The following is a 15,948-nucleotide window of genomic DNA, read 5'->3' on the forward strand; positions in this document are numbered from 1 at the left end:
TCAGTCTCGCGCCACCCTCAGCTCCCCGTCCCCTTCCAGCACCGCCAGTGCGCCGTCCCGGTCCGTCCGCAGCACCGCCGCGCCCCCGGCGCGCAGCGCCGCGACCGTGCCGGGCGCCGGGTGCCCGTACGTGTTGTCCTCGCCGCAGGAGATGAGCGCCAGCCGCGGGGCCGCCCGGCGTATGAGGCCGGGGTCCTGGTAGGCCGAGCCGTGATGGGCGACCTTCAGCACGTCCACGCGCCTCAGCGCCCCTGCCGCCGGTGACCTGGCCAGCGCCCGCTGGGCCGGGGGTTCGAGGTCCCCGAGGAGCAGCAGACGCAGTCCTGCCGACCGGACCAGCATGGCGACACTGGCGTCGTTCGGCCCCTCCGGCTCAGGGTGCCCCGGGAACGCCTGCGGGGGCGAGCCGGGTGAAGGGTTCGGCGGCGGACCCGGGGGCGGCCACACCACCTGCCAGGAGAGCTCCCCCGTGCGGCGCTGTTCCCCGGCGGCGGCCCGCGTCACGGGAATCCTCCGGGCGGCCGCCTGCCTCCGGACGAACGCGGCCTGCTCGGCGGGTTCTTCGAAGCCGGTCGTCTCGATCGCGCCCACCGTCCGTCCGCGCAGCACACCGGGCAGACCCGCCACGTGATCCGCGTGGAAGTGGGTGAGGACGACCAGCGGGACCCTGGTGATGCCGAGTGCGCGCAGGCAGTGGTCGACGAGGTGCGGGTCGGGCCCCGCGTCCACCACCACACCGGCGCCCTCGCCCGCCGCGAGCACCATGGCGTCGCCCTGCCCCACGTCGCACATGACCAGCCGCCAGCCCGGCGGCGGCCAGCCGGTGATCACCCGGGTCAGCGGCGGCGGTTGCACCACCGCCAGCGCCAGCAGCAGGCCGCAGACGCCGCACCACCAGGGATGCCGGAGCAGCCGACGCCCCACGAGCAGCACGGCCGAAGTCACGACCGCGAGCAGCGCCGCCCCCGCCCAGCTGCCCGGCCAGTCCACTCCCGCACCCGGCAGCGCCGCCCCGGTACGGGCGACCGTCGCGATCCACTCGGCCGGCCAGTGCGCGCACCACGCCAGGGCCTTGGCCACCGGCATCCCGGCCGGCGCCGCGGCCAGCGCGGCGAAGCCCAGGACCGTGGCCGGCGCGATCGCGAACTCCGCGATCAGGTTGCAGGGCACCGCCACCAGGCTCACCCGCGCCGAGAGCACGGCGACGATCGGCGCGCACACGGCCTGCGCCGCGCCGGCGGCACCCAGGGCCTTGGCGAGCCCGTGGCGGCACTCCCCGGCGGTCGCAGCCCGGCGCTCCAGCGCGGCGCGGAGCGTTGAGCAGGGCTCCGGGTGGCTCGCGACGGAGAGCAGGGAACCCGTAACTCCGGGCCAGCCACGGGGTCGTACAGCACCAGCAGCAGGATCGCCGTCGCCAACGCCGGGATCAGTGATCTGCGGCGGCCGGTGGCGAGGGCGAGCAGCGCGACGGCTCCGCAGGCAGCGGCCCGCAGCACGCTCGGGTCCGGTCTGCACACGACGACGAACCCGAGCGAGAGCACGCCCCCGAGCACCGCGGTCGCCCGCAGGGAGATGCCTAGGCGAGGCGCGAGTCCCCGCCGCTCGACATGCTGCGCGAGGCCCGGTGGCCCGAGCAGCAGGGCGAGCAGGATCGTGAAGTTGGCCCCGGACACGGCCAGGGTGTGGGTGAGGTCCGTCTCCTTGAAGGCCTCCTCCAGCTCCGGGGTGATCCGCGAGGTGTCCCCCACGACCAGTCCCGGCAACAGCGCCCGGGCGTCCGGCGGCAGCCCGTCGGTCGCCTCCCGCAGCCCGGCACGCAGCCGGCCGGCGAGCCGTTGGGCGTCCGAGGGCGCTCCCACCACCTCCGGTTCGGCCTCGCCCCGCACCCGCAGCACGGCCGCGATCCGGTCACCGCCCGTCAGGGCGGGCGCCGATCGCGCGCTGACCCGCAGCCGGGTCGAGGGCAGCAGCCCGAGCCACGGTGACCGCCCGGCCTCGTCGGCGGCCGGGCGCCCGCCCCGGCTGTCCCGCCGGCCCGGACCCACGTCGACGATCATCAGCACCGGCGTCCGCGTCTCCAGCGTCGCGCCACCGCTCTCGTGGACACGCCGTACCTCGGCGTCGATCAGTACGGCGGTCGGAGTGACGTGATCGCCACGGACCCTGGGCCGCGTGAGGCGCGGGTCGGAGGTGAGCTCGACCTCGGCGGTCACGGTGGAGTACTCCCGGGCCAGGCCGGGCACGGGCCCCCGCCGCAGATCCGCTCCGTGCAGCCCGGCCGAAGCAGCCGCCGCGGCGACGCACAGCAGCACGGCAGCGGCGGACACCCGCGCCCAGGACGGCCACCCCGCTCGCCGAGCCCACGGCAGCAGAGCGACGGCGGCCAGAGGGCCGGCCACGGTGCCCGTGACCCACCCCGGTGACGCGTCGAGCATCAGCGCGGCGGTGGCCCAGGCCGCCAGGGCCGGTGGGACCAGCCGCAGGTCCGTGGGGCCCTCCTGCCGTGGACGGGAGGCGCCGAGGCGCGTCCCGGAGGCGGCGTGTACCGCCGACCGGCCGCGCGGCAGGTCGGGCGCGCTCGTCATGGCCGCACGAGGTTCCGCAGGTCGGCGAAGCGGCGGTCGCCGATGCCGTTCACCTCGCGCAGCTCGTCCACGGAGCGGAATCCGCCGTGCCGCGTGCGGTAGTCGATGATGTGCTGCGCCAGCACCGGGCCGACACCGGGCAGGGTGTCGAGCTGGTCCGGGGTGGCCGTGTTGAGGGAGACCGGAGCGGCCGCGCCGCCCGCTGCGCCACCGGCCATGCCACCGGGGGCCGTGCCGCCCGTGCCGGTCCCGGCGGGGGGAGCCGGTGCCCCGACGATCACCTGCTCGCCGTCCACGAGGAAGCGGGCGCGGTTGAGACCGTCGGTGTTCGTGCCGGGCTTCACACCGCCCGCCGCCCGCAGGGCGTCCGCGACCCGGGAGCCGGCCGGCAGCCGGTGGACCCCGGGCTCCCGGACCTTGCCGCCGACATCCACGACGACCTCGGGCGCCGCTGCTCCAGCTGTCGCCTTCGCCGCCCCGGCGGGCACACCAGGTCCCCGCTCCTCGTCGGCCCGCCCGGTCCGCCCCTGCTCCGCCCCGTACGGTGCCGCCGCGCGCACCACCTCGGGCGGGCGCACGGACTGGGTCCGGCCGGTCCAGAAGTGCTGTACGGCGAACGCCGCGCCGACGAAGAGCACGACGGTCAGCGCGAGCACGCTCCGCCGCTCCAGGCCGCACCTCGCCTGCAACCACAGCGGCATGCGCTCCCGCAGCGCCAGCCCGGCCCGCTCCCGCCAGGCACCCTCCGCGCCGCGCCCGCCCTGGCGGTCACCCGCGCTGACCACCTCGGCGCCGGCCTCGGCCTCATCCCTGAAGGTTCCGGCCTCACCCCTGAAGGGTCCGGCCTCACCCCGGATGGGCCCGGCCTCACCCCTGAAGGGTCCAACCTCATCCCTGAAGGCCCCGGCCTCACCCCGTAACGCCCCGCCCCCGCCCCGGAGAGGTGGCCCGGCCCCATCAGCGCACCGCTCCCCGCCCGGCGGCCCATGGCCCGACTCCCGTCGCTCCTCGGCCCGTTCGGCAGGCTCGCCGAACAGCACCTCCGTGCGCCGCCGGAGGTCTTCCGCAAAGGCCTGACGCTGCCGTGCACGGCCCCGGGCGGCAGGCCGGTGACGGCGGTGCCGGACGCGGCCGTCGGACGCCGGACCCCGGCCCGGGCCACTGGTCGCGGACGTTGTGCGTGAACGTGATCGAAGTGCCATGCGATGAGGTTCGGCCACATCGGCCCACTCGCGATGATCTTGGTCAATTCCCGGGGACAACACCCCACTTGTGGATAACTCCCCCACCCGCCCGGGTGAGTCAGGGCCCCCGGCGACCGTTCACCTAGGCGAAATCACCACTGCCAGCAACCCGGGCCCCGTGTGCGCCCCGATCACCGCCCCGACCTCGCTGACATGCAGATCGGCCAGCCCGGACACCCGTGTCCGCAACCGGTCGGCGAGGGCCGACGCCCGGTCGGGGGCGGCGAGATGGTGGACGGCGACATCGACCTGGGCGCCGGCCGCCCGGTCCGCCGCGATCTCCTCCAGGCGGGCGATCGCCTTCGACGCGGTCCGCACCTTCTCCAGCGGTTCGATACGGCCGTCGGCCAGTTGCAGCAGTGGCTTCACCGCGAGCGCCGAACCCAGCAGGGCCTGCGCGGCACCGATTCGGCCGCCGCGGCGCAGGTAGTCGAGGGTGTCGACGTAGAAGTAGGCGGACGTACCCGCGGCCCGCTTCTCCGCGGCCGCGACGGCCTCGTCCACCGTTGCGCCGGCCTCCGCGGTCTGCGCCGCGGCGAGCGCGCAGAACCCCAGCGCCATCGCGATCATGCCGGTGTCCACCACCCGCACCGGCACCGGCGCCTGCCGCGCGGCGGCGACGGCGGCGTCGTAGGTGCCGGAGAGTTCGGCGGAGAGGTGGAGGGAGACGATGCCGGTGGCGCCGGACTCGGCGACCTTGCGGTAGGTCTCCTCGAAGAGCGCCGGGCTGGGCCGCGAGGTCGTCACCGGGCGCCGCTTCTGCAAAGCCTGGGCGAGCGCGCGGGTCGAGATCTCGGTGCCCTCCTCCAGCGCCCGGTCGCCCAGGACGACCGTCAGAGGTACCGCGGTGATGCCGTGACGCTCCATCGTCCGGGCCGGCAGGTAGGCCGTTGAATCGGTGACGATCGCGACATGGCGGGACATGAGCTGGAGGTTACCTGCCGTAGCGCGCGTGCGGCAGCCCGGCCCCTGTGCCCTGTACCGCGAGTGGCCGGATCAAGTGGTGCTCTCGGGGCGGGGCTTCTTCTGCCAGGGGTAGGTGGGGCGCGGTCCGGCCGGTGCGATGGCGGGCTGTGCCGGCTCCTGCGCCGGGCTCGACCGCGGGGTCTCCGGCCAGGTCTGCCCGGCCGTGGGGGCATCGGCGGCCGGTGCGTCGGGCCACGGTGGCGGGGCGGGCCGGGACTCCGGTGCCGCCGTCCAGTGCCGCAGCGCGCCGGCCTCCACGTCGATCTGGGCGCCGAGCGTGTCCAGGTCGTCCTCGGCGAAGCGGCGGGCCCGGTCGCGGGCCGCCCAGCGCAGGGCGTCCGCCGACTGCGTGATGCGTTCGGTGCGCTCGCGCAGCTCGGGCAGCCGCTCGGACAGTGCCGCCCGGTTCGGCTCGGACTCCAGGCGCTTCAGCTCGCCGTCCAGTTCGTGTCCGTGCGCACTGAGCCGCTCGAAGAGGCCGACGGACTCCTTCAGGGACTGGTCCTCGGCGACGGCCGCGTGCAGCGCGTCCTGGGTGGCGCGCATGGAGGTGCGCAGTTTCAGCCGGAGCTGGGCGAGTTCGCCCGCCGCGCCGGGCTGGACGAAGGACTTGGCCCGCAGGGAGTGGTCCTCGACCGTGCGGCGGGCCTGGGAGATGCCGCGGTCCACGCCGCGCTTGGCGGCGCCGACCACCCTGACCGTGGCGTACGCGCCGAGCCCGAGAAAGAGCACGAAGAGCAGAGCGAATACTGCGATCACTGCTTCCATCGACTTCTCCTCAGGCTGTAGCGGCACACCTCACGTCGCTCTTCAACGGTAAACGCAACAGGCAGGCCCGGAGTTCCAGAAAAACCCCGAACCTGCCCGTAGGGGACTACCCCGACCCCCGCGAAACGCCAGGCCAGACGCTCTGCGGGACGAACGTCGGGCCGGAACGACGTTCGTTCACGCCGGAACGATGTTCACCAGCTTGGGCGCCCGCACGATCACCTTGCGGATCCCGGCCCCGCCGAGAGCGGCGACGACCTTCTCGTCCGCCAGCGCGACCTTCTCCAGCTCCTCGTCGGAGATGGCCGGCGAGACCTCCAGCCGCGCCTTGACCTTGCCCTTGATCTGCACGACGCAGGTCACGGTCTCGTCCACGACGTACTGCGGGTCGGCCACCGGGAAGTCCTGGTGCACCACGGAGTCCTCGTGCCCCAGCCTGCGCCACAGCTCCTCGGCGATGTGCGGGGCCAGCGGCGCGACCATCAGCACCAGCGCCTCGGCGACGGACCTCGGCACCGCCGCTCCCGCCTTGGTCAGGTGGTTGTTCAGCTCGGTGACCTTGGCGATGGCGGTGTTGAAGCGCATGCCCTCCAGGTCACCGCTCACCCCGTCGATGGCCTTGTGCAGGGCGCGGAGCGTCTCCTCGTCCGGCTCGGCGTCGACGACGGTCACCTCGCCGGTCGCCTCGTCGACGATGTTGCGCCACAGCCGCTGCAGCAGACGGAACTGGCCCACCACCGCGCGCGTGTCCCACGGGCGGGAGACGTCCAGCGGACCCATCGCCATCTCGTACAGCCGCAGCGTGTCGGCGCCGTACTCGGCGCAGATCTCGTCCGGGGTGACCGCGTTCTTCAGGGACTTGCCCATCTTGCCCAGCAGCCGGGAGACCTTCTCGCCCTGGTAGTAGTACGCGCCGTCGCGCTCCTCCACCTCGGCGGCGGGCACCGCGATGCCACGGCTGTCGCGGTAGACGTAGGCCTGGATCATGCCCTGGTTGAACAGCTTGTGGAACGGCTCGGCCGAGGAGACGTGCCCCAGGTCGAACAGGACCTTGGACCAGAAGCGCGCGTACAGCAGGTGCAGCACGGCGTGTTCGGCGCCGCCGACGTACAGGTCGACACCGCCGTGCGGCATGCCCTCGCGCGGGCCCATCCAGTACTGCTCGATCTCGGGGTCGACCAGCTTCTCGCTGTTGTGCGGGTCCAGGTAGCGCAGCTCGTACCAGCAGGAACCGGCCCAGTTGGGCATGGTGTTGGTCTCGCGGCGGTACTTGCGGGGGCCACGGCCGTCGCCCAGGTCCAGCGTGACGTCGACCCAGTCCTCGTTGCGGGACAGCGGCGTCTCGGGCTGGGTGTCGGCGTCGTCCGGGTCGAAGGTGCGCGGGCTGTAGTCCTCGACCTCGGGCAGCTCCAGCGGCAGCATCGACTCGGGCAGCGCGTGGGCGATGCCCTCCTCGTCGTAGACGATCGGGAAGGGCTCGCCCCAGTAGCGCTGACGGCTGAACAGCCAGTCCCGCAGCCGGAAGTTGACGGTGCCCTCACCGATCTCTTTGCTCTCCAGCCACTCGGTGATGCGCGCCTTGGCCTCGGCGACGCCCAGCCCGTCCAGGCTGACCTCGTCGTTCGACGAGTTGATGATCTTCGCGTCGTACGACGAGAAGGCGTTCTCCCAGGTCGAGGTGTCGGTGCCGCGGCCGTCGGTGGGCTCGACGATGCAGTGGATCGGCAGCTCGAAGGCGCGGGCGAACTCGAAGTCGCGCTGGTCACCGGCCGGGACGGCCATGATGGCGCCGGTGCCGTAGCCCATCAGGACGTAGTCGGCGATGAAGACCGGGACCTGCTCGCCGTTGACCGGGTTGGTCGCGTAGGCGCCGATGAAGACGCCGGTCTTGTCCTTGGCCTCGGCCTGCCGCTCCACGTCGGACTTGGACGCGGCCTGGGCGCGGTAGGCGGCGACGGCCTCGGCCGGGGTCGCGTGACCTCCGGTCCACACCTCGTGCGTGCCCTCGGGCCAGGCGGCCGGGGTGAACTTCTCGACCAGCGGGTGCTCGGGCGCCAGCACCATGTAGGTGGCGCCGAACAGGGTGTCGGGGCGGGTGGTGAAGACGGTGATGCGCTCACCGTCGATGGGGAAGTCGACGCGGGCGCCCTCGGAGCGGCCGATCCAGTTGCGCTGCTGCAGCTTGATGGCCTCGGGCCAGTCCAGCTCCTCCAGGTCCTCCAGCAGCCGGTCGGCGTAGGCCGTGATGCGCATGTTCCACTGGCGCAGCTTGGCCTTGAAGACGGGGAAGTTGCCGCGCTCGGAGCGGCCGTCGGCGGTGACCTCCTCGTTGGCCAGCACGGTGCCCAGCCCGGGGCACCAGTTGACCGGCGCGTCGGAGGCGTAGGCCAGCCGGAACTCGCCCAGGACGTCGGCCTTCTCGGCGGCGCTCAGCTCGCTCCACGGGCGCGTGTGGCCCGGGACGGGCCGCTCACCCGACTCGAACAGGTCGACCAGTTCGGCGATCGGGCGGGCCTTGCGCGCCTCGTGGTCGTACCAGGAGTTGAAGATCTGCAGGAAGATCCACTGGGTCCACTTGTAGTACTCCGGGTCGATCGTGGCGAACGACCGGCGCTTGTCGTGGCCCAGGCCCAGCCGGCGCAGCTGGGACTTCATGTTCTCCATGTTGGCCTCGGTGGACACGCGCGGGTGCGTGCCGGTCTGCACCGCGTACTGCTCGGCGGGCAGGCCGAAGGCGTCGAAGCCCAGGGTGTGCAGGACGTTGTGGCCGGTCATCCGCTGGAAGCGCGCGAAGACGTCGGTGGCGATGTAGCCCAGGGGGTGCCCGACGTGCAGGCCCGCGCCCGAGGGGTACGGGAACATGTCCATGATGAACTTCTTGGGCCTGGCGACGATCCCCGGGTCGCCCGCCAGGTCGCCCTTCGGGTTGGGCGCGGCGTAGGTGCCGTCGACGTCCCAGAAGTCCTGCCAGCGTGCCTCGATCTCGGCAGCCATGGCGGCCGTGTAGCGGTGCGGCGCCACCTCCGCCGGCGTGGCGGCGGCAGCGGCGGGGTTCGTCTCGCTCATGATCCTCAAAGCTCCATCGATCGTCTCTGCCTGCGGCTGTGTGGTTCGAGAAACGAAAAATCCCCTCGCACAGGAGGGGACGCCGCGCCGATTCCGGCCACTCGACTCGTCCGGTGGCCGGGACTGATCAGCGCGGCCCGCTAAGCAGAAGGCGTACGGCACGCATGGCGTTAGGGTACCGCAGGCCTCCAGCGACCCGCGACGCGCTTCCGGGGAGCCGTCCCGGCGCCACAAACACTGAACCAGGGTCAAAAGTTACTTCGCGTAACAGTAACTAAGGGACATCACAACAACCACATTGTCCTTTGATAACAACGCAATAACTCAAACCTCGTACCCATCGGTATGGCGCGGCTTAGAGTTCGGCAGCGGGACCGCTTTCCCGAACCGCTCGGAGTTGCCCCCATGAACCCTCATCGCAGTAACAGCTCGCTACACCCGGTCGCCGGGACGTGGGGAGGCCGGCCGTGACGAACGACTCCACAGTCGACGACTCCTTCGCCGACTTCCTCAACTTCGGCGCAGGCGTGCTGTCCCTCGTGTGCCTCTCCTGCTCGGTGATCTGGGGGCTCGTCGCCCAGGACCGGATCCTCCTCGACACCCGCAGGCGCATCCTGGCGCAGGCCGTGCACCGGACCACGGCCGTCGCCTCGATCGTCTTCCTCCTGGTGCACATCGGAGTGAAGCTGGCGCTGGCCCATACCTCGTTCGTGGCCGTACTGATCCCCTTCGGGCTGCTCCTCACCGACGAGATCGACACGGGCAGGGCGTACCTGATCGGCCTCGGCACCCTGGCCGGCCTGCTCATGATCTTCGTGGGCGTCACGGGCGTCCTGCGCAACCGCTTCGCTTCCCCGGCGCCCGTCGCGGCCCGCTGGCGGGCCATGCACATGCTGGCCTATCCGGCCTGGTGCGCCGCGCTGATCCACGGCCTCTACGCGGGTCGCTCGGCCAAGCCGATCTTCGTCATCCTGTACTGCCTGTCCCTGGCCGGGGTGGCCGGCGTCCTCGCCCTGCGCGCCGCTCCGCGCCCCGTCAAGCGCAAGGTCGCCGACAAGCTCACCAGCCTCTTCGGCAACCCGGAGGGCCAGGCTTTCAGGGACCTGGAGGAGAGCCGCTCCCGCGCGAACAGCGGCTCCTCGCTGCCCGGCTACGAAGGCCGGGAGGCGTTCGCGGGTGCCAAGGCGTCCCCGTCGGGACCGCTGTACGAGAAGGCGGAACGCCCCGCGCCCCAGGAGTCCGCGAACGGCTTCGCCGCGGCCTACCGGGCCGTCTCGGGTCCGCCCCAGGGCCAGCAGGCCTTCGCGGCGCCGGGGCCGACCACCCGCACCGAGCTGCCGCTGGACATGCAGCCCACCCAGACCATCCCGACCGTGGACGGCCCCTCCAGCACCTCGGGCAACTGGCCGATCCCGTCCCCGCCGCCGGTCGGCGAGGCCCCGCCGTCGGCCTACGACCCGCTCCAGGACACGGGCTTCAACATCCCGCCCTACGACCCCCTGCAGGACACCGGACAAAGCATCCCGACCTATGGCAATCCAGGCGCCTCCGGCTACGGATCGAGTGACGTGTACGACACGGGTGAGACAAACGCGGTCTACGACACGTACTACCCGAACGACACGTACAACAGCGGTCCCGCCAATGAAACAAACCCCGGTGCGTCCTACGACTTCGACGCACCGGGATCGGGCGAACCTTGGAACACGCCTTCCGGAGGCTTTAAGTGAACGAGGCTTTGCCTGACGTACCCGAAGTCCGCGTGGTCGGCCTTCCCCAGCTCACGTCGGGCTTCGACCTTGTCGATCGGCTCGATCTGCCCATGCACCTGAAGGTGCACGGGCCGCTCGAGCCGATGGGCGGCGAGCAGCTCGCGCAACTCGCCGAACGCATCAACCTGAAGGGCCGCGGCGGCGCGGGCTTCCCCTTCCACAAGAAGCTGCGCTCGGTCGCCGAGGCGGCGATCAAGCGCGGCGTCCGGCCGGTCGTCGTCGTGAACGGAAGCGAGGACGAGCCGGCCTGCCGCAAGGACACGGTGCTGATCAACCGTGCCCCGCACCTGATCCTCGACGGCGCGCTGCTGTGCGCCGAGGCGCTGGGTGCCCGCACGCTCGTGGTGGGGGTCACCCGTGAGTCCACACAGCGCTCCATGGAGGCCGCCCTGGCCGAACGCGGCCTCAGCAACGGCCGCCGGTCGGCACTGCGGGCGCGCGTCCAGCGCAATCCGGTCCGCATGGTCACCGGTGCCGCCGCGTCGCTGATCCGCTCCATCGACGGCGGCCCGGCCGTCCCGCCGGGCCGCAAGGTCAGCGCCTCGCAGAACGGCGTCGGCGGCGCGCCCACGCTGCTGTCCAACGCCGAGACCTTCGCCCAGCTCGCCATCGCCGCCCGCATCGGCCCGGAGCGCTACGGCAACACCGGCCTGTACGACGAGCCGGGCACCGTCATGCTCACCGTCTCCGGGGCGGTCGCCCGCCCCATGGTGATCGAGGTGCCGACGGGCGTGCCGCTGCGGTACGTCCTGCAGCTCGCCGGCGCTCCGCCGGTGCCGCAGGGCGTCCTCACCGGCGGCTACCACGGCAAGTGGATCGACGCCGCGACGGTCAATGAGGCGATCGTCTCCCGCAACTCCCTGGACGCGGTGGGCGGCGCGCTCGGCGCCGGCGCGATTCTGCCGATCACTCAGGACACCTGCCCGCTGGGCGAGTCGCTGCGTGTGGCGCAGTGGCTGGCCGAGGAGAGCGCCGGCCAGTGCGGCCCCTGCTACCTCGGTCTGCCGGCCGCCGCGCGCGGCATGGAGGACATCCTCAACGGCGGTGGGCCGGCCGCCCTGGAGGCGCTCAAGCAGGTCGCCAAGAATGTGAAGCGGCGCGGCGCGTGCTCGCACCCGGACGGCTCCGCGATGTTCCTGGAGTCGACCATCAAGGCGTTCACGGACGACCTGGCCGCCCACGTCCTCGGAAACGGCTGCGGACGGCCCGTGGAGGGCGTTCTGCCGCTCTTCGAGGGCGGCAGGGCCCCTACGGGCATCCCGGGCGGCGGCGAGTCCGAGGAGGAGGGTCCCAGCCGTCAGAAGATCTACGTCGACTGGACGTTGTGCCGGGGCCACGGCCTGTGCGCCGACATCCTGCCCGAGGTGTTCCAGCTGGGCGCGGACGGCTTCCCCACCGTGGCACAGGCGAAGGTGCCGCGGTACGCCGAGGCCAAGGCTCTACGCGCGGTGCGCCGCTGCCCGGCGCTGGCCCTGCGGATCGAGGAGGACACCCGCGGCCAGGCGCCGTCCCGCAACCTCCCGGTCCTCTCCCAGGGCCGCGGCCGCCGCGCTCTCGGCCGCTGAACGCACGTGCGGCGGGCTCCCCTCCGGGGGAGCCCGCCGTACGCGTACACACCACAAGAAGGCGGGCCATCCGATCGGATGGCCCGCCTTCTCATCTACTGTGGAGCTAAGGAGAATTGAACTCCTGACCTCCTGCATGCCATGCAGGCGCTCTACCAACTGAGCTATAGCCCCTCGTTGCGTTGCCCCCGGTTTCCCTGGCGGCGACGCCAACATTACTGGCCCATCGGGCCCAACACCAAATCGGTTTCGCCTTGCCCGAAATGCCCGTTATGACGGACCCGAACCTCAGGCCGTGACGAACGAATAGAACCGCTTGAGCGTGCAGTGCTCCTCCAGGAGCCGGCCGTAGATCGGCTCGCCCTCCAGTTCGCGGTACGTCACGATCGGGTCGCCTTTTATGATCAGCGCCCGCGCGCACTCCTCGCACCAGTACTGGTAGTCGGCATTGAGCGGCTCCATGTCGCGGACGATCGGAGTCCCGCTGCCGCACCAGTCGCACTTCCGCCTGTGGGCACCCATCGATCAGCTCCAGCTGTGGCCGCAGGCGGTGCACACGTACGAGATCCCCCCGTTGTCGCCGAGCATCTGGGCCACGTGCGCGGAACCACAGGAAGGGCAGCTGAGCCGGGTGGACAGATCTCGTGTCACCGCTGCTCCGAGGAGGTGGTCGACCTCCTCGAGGATGCTCGCAGGCATCGCTACTCCTCCCGTCGGGCCGCGCCCCCTTCCGGCCGTTTGATTCTGCCACGGCCGGACCAATACGGTCAGCGACGCCTCAGTACCAGTCCGGACACGGCAGGCGTCGTGACCGTAGAGGTATACGCCTCAGCAGGCCTGACCGACTCAAGGCGGGGCACGAAAAATCCCGCCCCCTGGACGGGAACGGGATCTTGACGTGGAGCTAAGGAGAATTGAACTCCTGACCTCCTGCATGCCATGCAGGCGCTCTACCAACTGAGCTATAGCCCCTCGTGTTCGTCCCCGTCGGGCGGGGCGAACAAGAAGAACTTTAGCCTGCGACCTGCCGGAAAGTGAAATCCGGGGGTCAGTCGTCGTCGCCGAGCACCGGTTCCGGCAGGGTGCCGGCGTTGTGCTCCAGCAGGCGCCAGCCGCGGGCGCCGTCGCCGAGGACCGACCAGCAGCAGTTGGAGAGGCCGCCGAGGCTCTCCCAGTGGTGCGGGTCCAGGCCGAGGAGGCGGCCGATGGTGGTGCGGATGGTGCCGCCGTGGCTGACCACGACGAGCGTGCCGCCCTCGGGGAGCTTCTCGGTGTGCCGGAGCACCACCGGGGCGGCGCGGTCGGCCACCTCGGTCTCCAGTTCGCCTCCGCCGCGGCGCACCGGCTCACCGCGCTTCCACGCGGCGTACTCCTCGCCGTACCGGGCGATGATCTCCTCGTGCGTCAGGCCCTGCCAGACGCCCGCGTAGGTCTCGCGCAGGCCCTCGTCGTGGGTCACGTCGAGGCCGGTGAGCGCGGCGAGCTCGGCGGCCGTGTGCGCGGCCCGCTTCAGGTCGGAGGCGACTATCGCGTCCGGCTTCAGCGCGACCAGCAGGCGGGCGGCACGGCGCGCCTGGGCGACGCCGGTCTCGGTGAGTTCGACGTCCGTGGTGCCCTGGAAGCGGCGCTCCACGTTCCACGAGGTCTGGCCGTGCCGCCACAGGATGACGCGGCGGCCCCGGCCCGGCCCGGAGGTCTCGCCGAAGGGGCTCACCGCCAGTCTCCGTCCAGCTCCGCCGCCTCCTCGGCCGCCCGCAGCTTGGCGTGCTCCTCGGCCTTGCCCCGGGTGGCCTTGGCGTCCTCGGGCAGCTCCAGCTCGGGGCAGTCCTTCCACAGCCGCTCCAGGGCGTAGAAGACGCGCTCCTCGCTGTGCTGGACGTGGACGACGATGTCGACGTAGTCGAGCAGCACCCAGCGGGCCTCACGGTCGCCCTCGCGGCGCACCGGCTTGGCGCCGAGTTCCTTCTGCAGCCGCTCCTCGATCTCGTCGACGATCGACTTGACCTGGCGGTCGTTGGGTGCCGAGGCCAGCAGGAAGGCGTCCGTGATGGACAGCACGTCACTGACGTCGTAGGCGACGATGTCGTGCGCCAGCTTGTCGGCGGCCGCGTGGGCGGCGGTGTTGATGAGCTCCTGAGAGCGGTCGGTGACGGTCACTACACGGCTTTCGGTCGGCGGTCACTTGCCCCCAAGGGTCTCACGGACCGCCGGGCGCCCCCCACGCGATGACGGGGATCACGTGGGGGTGCGCTCCTGCCGCGCCTGGTCGGACTAGGGCTCGTAGTCCTGGCCGAGGACCACGGCGATGCCTGCGTTCGAGGAGATCTTGCCCTTCGTGACGGAGCCCGGGGGCAGGCCCAGGGTCTTGGCGACCTCGGCGGCGTCCGCCTTGTGGGCGGCGTCCGCGTAGACCACCTCGGAGGTGGCCCGGGCGGCGCCCGGCGTGCCGCCCTCCAGGAAGGTGAAGCCGCCGTTGAGGAGCACGACGCGGGCCTTCTCGGTGTTGTCCTTGACGCCGCTGGCGTTCTGGACGGAGACGCTGACCGCCGCGTCCTTGTCGGGGCTCTTGGCGGTGCCGCCGAGGACGTTCTTGACCACGCCCGCACTGGCCTGGGCGCTGAGGGTGCCGTCGTTCTGGACGGGCAGCAGGTCCGTCCTGTAGTCGCCGCCCTTGGCGAGGTCGGAGAGCCCGGCGAGGAAGGAGCCGAGGTCCTTGTCGGTCAGGGACGGGTCCAGGATCTGCGACAGGGTCTGGATCGTGGTCGTCGCGCCCTGCGGGTCGGAGGAGATCTTGCGCAGGACGGCCTGCATGACCTGCCCGAACCGCTCCAGCTGGGCGTTCTGGGCCTCGCCGGGGGCGCGGTAGGTGGCGTAGGCGACGGCCATCTTGCCGCTGAGGGTCTGGCCCTTGCCCTTGCTGACCAGGGGGGCCTGGCCCTTCTTCTTGGCGGCCGGGTCGGGGACGTCGGTGTCGGTGTCGACCTCGATGTTGCCGACGAGGTCGACGAGGTTCTGGAGGTAGGGGGTGTCCAGGCGCCAGGTGCCTTCGATGTCGGTGCCGAGGACCGAGTCGAGGGCGTCGCGGGTGCCGTCGGAGCCGTCGTCGTCGACCGACTTGGCGAGGGTCGTCGTGGTGCCGTCGTCGCTGGTCAGGGCGAGGGAGTTGGGCAGCAGGACGGTCGTGCCCCGCTTGGTGGTGGTGTTGTCGACGAGGAGGGCCGTGGAGGTGCCGCCCTTGGTGTTGTGCAGGTGGACGACGATCACGTCGCGCTTCTGGGCGCCGGCCGCGGTCGCGGTGCCCGTCGCGGAGTCCTCGGAGGAGAGGGCGGGCAGCTTCCCCGCGTACCAGAGGTAGCCGACACCGCCGACCGCCGCGAGCGCGAAGACGACGGCCAGCGCGACGAGCCGGCTGCGGGCGCGGCGTCGGGCCTCCTCGCGGCGCTCGGTGCGGTTCTCGGTGAACTTCAGCCAGTCGATGACGTCTTCGGAGTTGTCGTCGGGCTCCTCGACGAAGGCGAACTGCTCGGTGCGGTAGTCCGGTTCGGACCGGTCGAGGACCTCGCCGTCGGCCGGTCCGGCCTGCTGCGGGATGTGCGCGGTCTGTTCGGCGACGCGCGGCTGCCGGGCCGTGCCGGCGCCGGCCGCGCTCTGGCCGTAGGGGTCGTGGGCGGCCTGGCCGCCGCCCTGCTGGGGGCCCGGGGCGTACGGGTCGTAGGAGCCGTAGTGCCGGCCGCCGCCGTAGTCGTACGCGGGCGGGGGCTGCTGCTGCCCGGCCGCGTACGGGTCGTAGCCGTAGCCCTGGTGCTGTCCAGGCTGGCCCTGCTGTCCCGGTTGGCCCTGCTGGGAGTACGGGTCGTAGGTCTGGGTCTGCTGTGCCGGGACCTGCTGGTAGACAGGCCGGCCGTACTCGTCGTAGCCGACGAGTTCGTACTGGTCGCCCCCGTACCCCGGGTCGTATCGGTCGTTCACCGGTGCCCCTCTC

General features: G+C 72.0%; 11 protein-coding genes, 2 tRNA genes and 1 pseudogene. 2 read left to right on the forward strand and 12 right to left on the reverse strand.

The window, feature by feature from the left end; translation table 11 throughout:
• The 5 genes and pseudogenes from SSQG_RS43435 to leuS all read right to left on the reverse strand — a co-directional run bounded on the left by SSQG_RS43435 (window position 1) and on the right by leuS (window position 8,629).
• Window positions 1–2,585 (reverse strand): annotated as a pseudogene (locus SSQG_RS43435) (ComEC/Rec2 family competence protein).
• Window positions 2,582–3,787, reverse strand: coding sequence for a ComEA family DNA-binding protein (locus SSQG_RS12780; RefSeq protein ID WP_003990180.1), 1,206 nt, complete (start codon window positions 3,785–3,787; stop codon window positions 2,582–2,584). The pseudogene SSQG_RS43435 and the gene SSQG_RS12780 overlap by 4 nt, the downstream one beginning before the upstream one ends.
• 120 nt (window positions 3,788–3,907) lie before the next feature.
• Window positions 3,908–4,753, reverse strand: coding sequence for a DegV family protein (locus tag SSQG_RS12785; protein WP_003990181.1), 846 nt, complete (start codon window positions 4,751–4,753; stop codon window positions 3,908–3,910).
• A gap of 72 nt (window positions 4,754–4,825) precedes the next feature.
• Complete coding sequence (locus SSQG_RS12790; RefSeq protein ID WP_003990182.1) at window positions 4,826–5,563, reverse strand: hypothetical protein; 738 nt, start codon at window positions 5,561–5,563, stop codon at window positions 4,826–4,828.
• A 177-nt stretch (window positions 5,564–5,740) separates the two neighbouring features.
• Complete coding sequence (leuS, locus tag SSQG_RS12795) at window positions 5,741–8,629, reverse strand: leucine--tRNA ligase (RefSeq protein WP_003990183.1); 2,889 nt, start codon at window positions 8,627–8,629, stop codon at window positions 5,741–5,743.
• A gap of 467 nt (window positions 8,630–9,096) precedes the next feature.
• On the opposite strand from leuS, the gene SSQG_RS12800 reads away from it, so the two are divergent.
• Together SSQG_RS12800 and SSQG_RS12805 are read left to right on the forward strand one after the other, a co-directional pair.
• A complete protein-coding gene (locus SSQG_RS12800; protein ID WP_039932525.1) occupies window positions 9,097–10,359 on the forward strand; it encodes a membrane protein in 1,263 nt (420 codons plus the stop codon).
• The gene (locus SSQG_RS12805; protein ID WP_039932526.1) at window positions 10,356–11,966 is read left to right on the forward strand and encodes an NADH-quinone oxidoreductase subunit NuoF family protein; all 1,611 of its coding nucleotides are present in this window, start codon (window positions 10,356–10,358) and stop codon (window positions 11,964–11,966) included. Before SSQG_RS12800 ends, SSQG_RS12805 begins: the two co-directional genes overlap by 4 nt.
• 101 nt (window positions 11,967–12,067) lie before the next feature.
• Here SSQG_RS12805 and SSQG_RS12810 read toward each other — a convergent pair.
• From SSQG_RS12810 to SSQG_RS12835, 7 genes are all read right to left on the reverse strand, one after another.
• A tRNA-Ala gene (locus SSQG_RS12810) sits at window positions 12,068–12,140 on the reverse strand.
• A 114-nt stretch (window positions 12,141–12,254) separates the two neighbouring features.
• Entirely contained in the window at window positions 12,255–12,488 is a 234-nt protein-coding gene (locus SSQG_RS12815) for a hypothetical protein (protein WP_003990186.1), read from the reverse strand.
• Window positions 12,489–12,491: 3 nt separating this feature from the next.
• Complete coding sequence (locus tag SSQG_RS40920; RefSeq protein ID WP_003990187.1) at window positions 12,492–12,665, reverse strand: hypothetical protein; 174 nt, start codon at window positions 12,663–12,665, stop codon at window positions 12,492–12,494.
• Window positions 12,666–12,865: 200 nt separating this feature from the next.
• Window positions 12,866–12,938 (reverse strand) — tRNA-Ala (locus SSQG_RS12820).
• 76 nt (window positions 12,939–13,014) lie between these two features.
• A complete protein-coding gene (locus SSQG_RS12825) occupies window positions 13,015–13,686 on the reverse strand; it encodes a histidine phosphatase family protein (protein ID WP_003990188.1) in 672 nt (223 codons plus the stop codon).
• On the reverse strand, window positions 13,677–14,123 hold the full coding sequence (rsfS, locus tag SSQG_RS12830) for a ribosome silencing factor (RefSeq protein WP_003990189.1): 447 nt from the start codon (window positions 14,121–14,123) through the stop codon (window positions 13,677–13,679). The genes SSQG_RS12825 and rsfS overlap by 10 nt, the downstream gene beginning before the upstream one ends.
• A gap of 114 nt (window positions 14,124–14,237) precedes the next feature.
• Entirely contained in the window at window positions 14,238–15,935 is a 1,698-nt protein-coding gene (locus tag SSQG_RS12835) for an LCP family protein (protein WP_039932530.1), read from the reverse strand.
• Window positions 15,936–15,948 lie beyond the last annotated feature (13 nt).

The organism is Streptomyces viridochromogenes DSM 40736 (assembly GCF_000158955.1).
Classification (GTDB): domain Bacteria; phylum Actinomycetota; class Actinomycetes; order Streptomycetales; family Streptomycetaceae; genus Streptomyces; species Streptomyces venetus.